Raw genomic sequence first — 7,326 nt, 5'->3', positions numbered from 1 at the left:
TGGTTTTCTTCGGGATACAAAACCTTACTTGTAATTTGGTCCAAGGAGCCCCCCGCCCCCGCGGCGCGCGGCGCAGCGACCCGCTGAGCCGCCCGGGACGACGCCAAAGCTTGAAGGCCTGGGTCTGGCGCTGCCCACCGTGGGCCTGCTGTTTGCCGGGCAAGTCCTGTACGGAGCGATGTTCCCGAAGACGGCCCTCACCCTGGCCATCGGGGGCGGCTTGATCCTGGCGGCCTGCCTGCTGCACAGCGGCCTTCGCGCCGACCTCGCCCGGCTGCGCGGGTTGGAGTGGCCCGGCGCCCTCTTCGTCCTGACCCTGCTGGTCGCGCTCTGGTCGCTCACGCCGTACGTTCCTGGGGGGCCGTCGCCAGTATGGGCCTATGTCGGCGAGGCGCATGGCGCGGCCACGGTCGACAAGTCGGCTACCCTGCTGGAAATCATCAAGCTCATGGGGCTGGGTTGCCTCTTCCTGGTCGGCGCCGTCACCGCCGCCAGCGACGCGCGTGCGCGCACCGCCATCCAGCTCATCGTGGGCGTGGGGGCGGCCTTCGGTCTTTGGATGTTCCTCGTCCACGTCACCGGCAACGCCAACCACGGCGGACCGCGGATGGAGGCGCGTTTCCTGGCGGCGAACACCGCGGGGACATTCTTCGCCATGCTGTCGGTCCTGGCGCTGGCGCCGATCGTTTCGGAGCTTCGGTTGACCAGACGCCAAGAACGCTTCTTTCAACTGGCCCTCTACGGTTCTGCAGGGCTGATCTTCCTGGTCTGCCTGCTGATGACCGGGTCGCGGGGCGGATTCCTGGCGGCCTGCGCGGGCTTCGTCGCCTTCGCCCTGCTGCAAGTCTTCGCCGGCGACCTGCGCCTGACCCGGGCCACCCTGGCGGTGGGCGCCGGCGTCATTCTTCTGGGTGTGGTCCTGGCGTTCAGCGGCGATCTGTTGATCACCCGCCTGATGGTGGGCGGGCTGCAGGACGCCGCACGCACCAACGTCTTCGCGGTCCATCTCCAGGCCTTCGAAGCCGCGCCCTGGATGGGCTATGGTTTGGGATCCTTCGAGCCGGTCAACCGCAGCGTGATGGACGCCCTGAACTTCAAGGACCTGTGGTCCATCCGAGCGGTCCACAGCGTCTATCTGGGCTGGCTGGAGGAGGCCGGGATTCTGGGCGCCCTGCCAATGTTCGCCTGCATAGGGCTTTTGCTGGTCTCTACAGTCCGTCAAGCGGCGCGCCGGACACGAATGCTCAGCCACGTTTTCGCCTTGATCGCTGTCAGCGTGGTTGTTATGGTGCACGGACTGAGTGACTTCGCCCTGCAAACCTACGCTGTAGCCGCCTTATGGAGCTACCTCTTGGGCGTGGCCTTCCGGCTTTCGCAGGGGAGCCGGGCATGACGCGCCAGATCACCCCTCCCCTCGTGGCCAGCGGCCTGTTGGCCGTCCTAACCCTTCTGTTAGCGGGCCTTGGACTGGCCTCCCTCAACGCCACCGCCGGAAAGGTTAATCCCCTCCCCATCACCTTCAACTGGACGGAGGATGAGCGGGCGCGAGGTATCCTTGAGGCCTCGCTCGCTCCGGTGGCGCTCGCTGACGCTGAAGCAAGTGTGCGGCGCGCCCTGGGCCAGTCCCCCTACAACAACGTCGCCCGGATGCGGCTGGTCTATATTCTCTCATTGCGAACCCAGGGTTTCCCGCCGGAGGCTCTGAAGCTGTTTCAACAGTCCTACGATCTCGCGCCCTACGATCCGGCCGTGGCGGAATGGCGGACCACCTTCGCCTTGAATCACTGGGGGGCTTTGCCAAGCTCGACCCAGGCCGCCGTCCGTGACGAGGTGCGGGCCTACAGGTCGGTTAATCGACCCTCGATCGACATGCGGCGCGCACTTCGGGGGGTCACCGCCCCTGAAGGCAGGCTGGTCGCCACCTTATGGCTGCTGCGATTTTACGGATCAGCGTCATAAGATCGATATCGATTGCGTATCTACTGTGCAAATTCGGAACCCTACTACCGCGTTAAGGGAATCGACTTGAGCCAGATTGTGGCTTATGTGCCTACCAGACATGGTAGAGCTCTGGGCTCAACGCGAATGGAAACTAGGACATGGACACCAAGATGAACCTCAAGTCGTCGGCTGTGAGCGCCGTCTTCCGTGCTGTCGCCGTGGTTTCGATCATTGGCGCGTCCACCTTTGCGGCCAGCATGGCGGTCGCCGCCCTGACGCCGGCGCAGCAGACGGCGGCTGACACCCTGGCCCAGACCTTGGCCACGGCGATCGCCAACGCGTCGGCGGGCCCCGGCGATCGGCAGGCGGAAGTTGAGAACGCGATCATCGCGGCTCTGGCCGGTCAGGATCCGATGGTCGCGAACGCGGCCCTGGCCGCCGCCGCGAAGTCCTCGACCGTCACGGCGGTCTTGGTGATCCCAGGCGTTCAAGACGCCATCTTCGCCCAGAAGACCACGGTCCTGGCGGCCGCCATCGTCGAGGCCGCCAACACTGCCGGTAGCGATCCGGCCGCTATTCAGGCCGCGGTCTCCGACGTCGTGGCCACGGCGAGCGTCAGCCCGACGATCGCCGCCGCCGCCTTCCAGATCGCCGAGAACTCCGGCCAGCTCAATTCGTCAACGACGACCACCGTAGCCAACCTCGGCGACGCGGTTGAGACCCTGGTCGACAACAATCAGACAGGCACCATTCAGGTCGCGCAGCCGAGCGCCACGGAGTCCACGGTTCCGTTCTACGTCGGCTAATACTTGTAAAACGCGCCGGGCTAGGGTTCGGAGCAGATCAATGACGAGAGGGCGGTGAGGCGTGAAGCGCCTCCCGACCCTTGGATGATGGGGGTTTTTCGGTGACTTCAGACAGACGCATTCTATTGGCGGGCGCCGCCCTCCTCATGGCGGGTGCCGCCTCTCAGGCCTTCGCGCAATCGACCGTGAAGCAGGCTGGTGGCGGAGCGGTGAACTTCGCACGCGATCGCAACATCGCCGTCACGGAACGCAATCACCAAGGCTACGAAGCACGCGGCCTTCCCATGGGCGGCTTCACGGCCTTCCCCAAGGTCTCGTTGACCGGCGAGGTCAACGACAACATCTACGCTCAGAAGACGAAAGAGACCAACGATGTCGTCTGGCGGGTGCGCCCGGAAGTCATCGTGGCGTCAGACTGGAGTCGGCATTCGCTGCAGTTGTACGCCAATGCGACGATCAATCGCTTCCAGGATAACTCCAGCGAGAACACCACAGACTATAACGGTGGGGCCAACGTCCGGCTTGATGCGTCTCGCAACGCCCATCTCGATTTCGGCGGCAGCGCATCGCGTAGCACGGAACCGCGCACCTCGCCGAACGCCCCCACGGCGGCGTTGGAGCCGACGCGCTCCGACACCACTACCTTCTATGTAGGTGGCACCAACGCCTTCAATCGCCTTCGCCTCTCCACCCGCTTCGACTACGCGAAGAATGACTATGATGACAGCGTACGTCCTGGCGTGGCGCCCGCCAACATCATCGATCAGGACTTCCGCGACCGAACCAATACCTCGATCATGGGTAGGGCCGACTATGCCGTCAGCCCCGACACGGCCTTGTTCCTGGAAGTGATCGGCAACAAACGCGATTATCGGATCGACAGGCCCGCGGTCGCGTTGACCCGCGATTCCGAGGGTGTTCAGGCCCTGGTCGGCGCCAACTTCGAACTTGGCGCGCTGACCCGTGGCGAGGTGGGCGTCGGCTACCTGCGCCAGTCATACGACGATGCGACCATTGATGACGTGACGGGCTTCGGCGCGCGCGCCCAGGTGGAGTGGTTCCCCAGCCAGCTGACCACCGTGACCTTCGCCGGCAGCCGCACCGTGGAGGACAGCGTTCTGGCGACGACGCCCGCCTATGTCTCCAACAACATCTCGGCGAAGGTCGATCACGAAGTCCGGCGCAATATCCTGCTCGCGGGTCAGATCGGATACGGCAAGGACGACTACGAGAAGATAGATCGGGGTGACAAGCGCCTGAGCGCCGGCGTCAATGCGACCTATCTCCTGAACCACAACGCCGGCCTGAATTTTGGCTACAGCTACACCGAGCAGACTTCGGAAGGCCTGGCCAAAGGTCCGGATTTCAAGGTCAACAAGCTGAGCGCCACCCTAACTCTGCAGTTCTGATCTCGGTCGCGCCGCCCTGGGGCGGGGTTGGCGCGATCCTTGAAAGGCCGCCGACAAGCGGACCCAATATGGGCCAGACGTTCGCAAGACGCCTGGCCCTAACTGTTAAGGCGTGAGTTGCATGAACCTGCATAGCCCCTCCCACACCGGCACAGACGGCGATCTTCCTGACCGGGGAGGTGCGCCTTCGACCTGGCTGCCAGCCGTCGCCGAAGGGCTTGATATTCGTCGGATCTTCGTGACTTTCCGCCGACGGATCCGCCTGTTCGCCGCCGTGGCTTTGGCCGTGCTTCTGGCGGTCATCCTGGTGACGTTGCAGGCAACCCCGAAATACACCGCAACGGCGAATGTGATGCTGGACACCCGCCAAGAGCGGGTCAGCAATGTTGAGGAAGTCCTGTCTGGACTGCCCGCCGACTCCAGCGCCGTCGATACTGAGGTCGAAATCCTCAAATCCCGGCAGCTAGCTGAGCGGGTGGTCAAGGGTCTCAAGCTGGAAGAGGACCCGGAGTTCAACAGCTCCCTTCGCAAGCCGACCGGGGTGAAGGCGTTGCTGGGTGGAGCGGGTTCAATATTTGGCGCCAAGGCTCCCGAAGCGGTGACTCTGCGCGGTGAGGCGGCGCAAAAGCACCATGAGCGCATCGTCGATGCCGTTCTGGGGGGGCTATCGGTCAAGCGCTCCGGCCTGACCTACGTCATCAACGTCAACTACGAATCCAGCAGCGCGGCCAAGGCTGCGAAAATCGCCAACAAATTCGCCGAGCTCTACCTGCTTGAGCAAATGGAAGCGAAGTTCGACGCCACCCAGCAGGCGACGACCTGGCTCAACAGCCGGCTCGCAGAACTGCGCGGACAGGTGCAGGCTGATGAGGCCGCGGTTCAGCAGTACAAGATCGCCAACAACCTGCTGAGCGCCTCCGGCACCAATCTGACTGAACAAGAGATCTCCAACTACAATCTCACCCTCTCCCAGGCCCAGGCTCAGGTAGCCGAGGATCAGGCGCGTCTGTCGACCGCGCGCTCCCAGCTTTCCAGGGGCTCGTCTGGCGATGACGTCGGCGAAGCTCTGAGCTCCCCTGTGGTCCAGCAATTGCGCCAGCAGCGCGCGTCGGTCAGCGCGCAGGTGGCAGACCTGCAGGGCCGCTATGGCGAGCGTCACCCCGAGATGCTCAAGGCCAAGCGCCAGTTGTCGGACATCGACGCCCAGATCCAGCAGGAGATCCAGCGGATCATCTCCAACCTTCAGGCCAAGGCCCAGGTTTCGTCCCAGCGCGCCGCCGCCGTCTCTGGCAGCCTCGGCGGCGCCAGGGGCACGCTCGCCGCCAATAGCCGGGCCATGGTGCGGCTCAATGAACTGCAGCGGAACGCCGACGCCTCGCGAACCCTCTATGAGAGCTACCTGAACCGATACAAGGAGACGAGCACCCAGGGCGGCCTTGAGCAGTCCGACGCCCGCGTCGTCTCCAAGGCCAAGATCCCCACCGGCCAAAGCTCACCCAAGGTCACTCTCAACCTCGCCCTCGGACTGGTTCTGGCCATTGGAGCCGGCCTCGGCGCTGTGGTCCTGGCCGAGATGCTCGACGCAGGCCTGGCCACCGCCGAAGACGTGGAGCGCCGGCTCGACACCTCCTATCTCGGCGCCATCCCCTTGCTGGCCTCGGTCGCGGAGGGACGGACGGAGAGCCCGATCGACTATGTGGTCGCCAAGCCGCTCTCCAGCTTCTCCGAGGCCTTCCGAAACCTGCGGACCTCGGTGCTCTATTCCCGTCTCGGCGAGACGGTGAAGATCGTCGCCATCACCTCGGCCCTGCCGGGCGAAGGCAAGACGACCACATCGGTCTGCCTGGCCCGATCGACCGCTCTGCAAGGTGCCAAGGTCCTGGTGGTCGATTGCGACCTCCGACGCCGCACCGTGAACCGCATGCTGGAGGCTGAACCCGAGATCGGCCTGCTGGAAGTCCTGAACGGCGAAGCCACCCTGGAACAGGCGATCACCCTGGATGCAACCAGCGGCGCCTACATCCTGCCGCTCTCAAAGAGCAACTTCACGCCCAAGGACGTCTTTGGTTCGGTCGCCATGGACAAGCTTCTGGCCGAGCTTCGCCAGCGCTACGACCTGGTCATCCTCGACACCGCCCCGGTCCTGCCCGTCGCTGACACGCGGGTGCTGGCCCCCAAGGCCGATGTCGTGGTCTTCCTTGCTCGCTGGCGGAAAACCCCGCAACACGCGATCGAGGCCGCCTTCCGCCTGCTCTCAGGCACCGGCGCACACGTGGGCGGCGTGGCGCTGACCCAGATGGACATGAAGCAGCAGACCAAGTACGGCTACGGCGATCCGGGCTACTACTATGCTGAGTACAAAAAATATTATGTAAGCTAGGCACGGGGTAGTCGTCGACCGCAGTAACCGAGGCGCGCATTTCGCGGGCAGAGCTGACGACATCCTGTTTCAAGAAGGGGGCCGTTATCGCAGAGCCGAGCGGGCTCCCGTGATCGCGTCAATACGCCATGCTGATGAACCCGATAAGCGAGGCCGGGTCGACAAGACCGGCCGCGAGCGAGCAGGAGCGCTCCGGCGGGCGTTCGTTCGCCGTTCTTCTCATCGCCTCTCTCGCCATAGCTGGCTGGTCACTGGCCAGCGTGAGTCTGATCCGTGGATTCGATTTCTGGGTGTCTTCCCAGGCCAACCTGATCCACGTCGCGATCAATGTGGCCTGCAGCGCCCTGGCCGCAGCCTATGCAAGCCGCCTGCGTGGCACACTTGAGTTCAAGTTTGGCCAAGCCATTGCCGCGACGGTGGCGATCTTCGGTCTGTACGCATTGGGGATCCTCGTCGGTCGACTGTTTTTTTCCCGTTCGATGTTCGGATTCGCCCTGATCGGCGCTGTTTGCGTCTCCGTCCTGGTGGTGGGGCTTCGGCATCGATTGATGAGGGCCCGTGTCGCGATCATTTCGCCGCTGATTGGTGGTTCCACGTTCAGTGTGCCCTTCGCCCGTATCGTGAGCGATCCCAGCAAGGACCTTCGCCAGTTCGACATCGTTCTGGTGTCCCTGACTGAACACGTCAGCGCGGACTGGGGCCGAGCCCTGTCCCGAGCCATGCTGGCTGGCTGCAAAGTTCGGCATATCGGACAGTACGTTGAGGAGCTGAGCGGCGCCGTCTCCCTCGA

At 63.9% G+C, this 7,326-nt stretch carries 6 protein-coding genes; all 6 read left to right on the top strand.

Annotated elements, in window-relative coordinates:
• Positions 1-178: 178 nt before the first annotated feature.
• Positions 179-1,393 (top strand): O-antigen ligase family protein, encoded by a 1,215-nt coding sequence (locus RMO97_RS04955; protein WP_310539430.1) that lies wholly within the window; start codon positions 179-181, stop codon positions 1,391-1,393.
• Entirely contained in the window at positions 1,390-1,959 is a 570-nt protein-coding gene (locus RMO97_RS04950) for a hypothetical protein (protein ID WP_310539429.1), read from the top strand. Before RMO97_RS04955 ends, RMO97_RS04950 begins: the two co-directional genes overlap by 4 nt.
• A 140-nt stretch (positions 1,960-2,099) precedes the next feature.
• Positions 2,100-2,747: a hypothetical protein gene (locus RMO97_RS04945; protein ID WP_310539428.1), complete on the top strand. Its 648-nt coding sequence runs from the start codon at positions 2,100-2,102 to the stop codon at positions 2,745-2,747.
• 125 nt (positions 2,748-2,872) lie between these two features.
• On the top strand, positions 2,873-4,156 hold the full coding sequence (locus tag RMO97_RS04940) for an outer membrane beta-barrel protein (protein ID WP_310539427.1): 1,284 nt from the start codon (positions 2,873-2,875) through the stop codon (positions 4,154-4,156).
• 121 nt (positions 4,157-4,277) lie between these two features.
• Positions 4,278-6,536 carry a GumC family protein gene (locus RMO97_RS04935; RefSeq protein ID WP_409035287.1) on the top strand — a complete coding sequence of 753 codons (2,259 nt, stop codon included), beginning with the start codon at positions 4,278-4,280 and terminating at the stop codon, positions 6,534-6,536.
• 128 nt (positions 6,537-6,664) lie between these two features.
• Positions 6,665-7,326 (top strand): hypothetical protein (locus tag RMO97_RS04930; protein WP_310539426.1); only part of this gene is annotated, 662 nt, incomplete at its 3' end.

The sequence above is a fragment of the Phenylobacterium sp. genome (assembly GCF_031425575.1).
Taxonomy (GTDB): domain Bacteria; phylum Pseudomonadota; class Alphaproteobacteria; order Caulobacterales; family Caulobacteraceae; genus Phenylobacterium.
Note: the sequence above shows the minus strand (reverse complement) of the source record. Positions and strands in the feature narration are given on the sequence as shown.